The organism is Alcanivorax sp. HI0044 (genome assembly GCF_001634945.1).
Window position 1 is genome coordinate 1 of record NZ_LWEZ01000037.1, and the last position, 857, is coordinate 857.

Annotated in this window: 1 protein-coding gene; it reads left to right on the forward strand. The window is 57.8% G+C overall.

The genetic code is table 11. The annotated features are described in order from the left end of the window. Positions 1-682, forward strand: a 682-nt coding sequence (locus A3730_RS00445; protein ID WP_063537221.1) for a TenA family transcriptional regulator, incomplete at its 5' end; no start/stop codon positions are given. Positions 683-857 lie beyond the last annotated feature (175 nt).

Here is an 857-nt window from a genome sequence, read left to right on the forward strand (position 1 = left end):
CCAGCAGTTCTGGGATGACCTGGTGCCCCTCAAGAACAAGGTTGTTAACCACCCGGTATTCGCGGAAATGGCCAGCGGGCAACTGAGCCTGCCGCGTTTCCGTTGTGCGTTATTGAATTTCTACCCGCTGGTGGAAAACTTCCCCAAGTATATGGGGCTGAACCTGGCGAAAACCCGGCCTGGCCGCTTCCCGGGCCATGAGCAGGCCAAGAACTGGTTGATCGGCAACATCAAGATTGAGCAGCGCCACGCCTATTGGTACCAGGACTGGGCCATGGGCTTCGGCCTGACACTGGAAGACCTTGAGTTCGTTGAGCCTCCTGCGGCGATGGATGCGGTCAACAATTTTCTCTGGACCATGGGGCGCCAGGGCAGCCTGGAAGAAGGTATTGCTGCCACCAATCTGGCCATTGAGTGGGCCACGGGCGAGTGGAGCCAGAGTGTGGTCAAGGGCATGAAGGCGTATCAGGAAGACGGGGTCGCCACGATTAACCGTCATTCCATGGCCTGGCTGAGAGCTCATGCCTCCTATGACGACGATCACCCCCATGAGGCCATGGAGTTGGTGAAGTTGCTCTGTGTAGAGCAGGAAAGCCGTGACCGCGCCTTCAAGGCGGCCCAGCGTGGGCTGGAGTATTACATTCAGGCGCTGGATTATTGCTATCAAACGCCGGAAGCTTGAAGCCGGGTGCCTGACGCTTGCGCCTGACCTTTACCGTTAGGCGCCCTGCGTCAGGCCTCGGGCGTTGCTACATATACACTTTCAGCTTGTCGCGAATCACTTTCTGGATTGCCTTGATCTCCATGGCAGACCGGTCCACCAGCTTGGATGGTTGAATGCGATGCAGGTGCAGGCA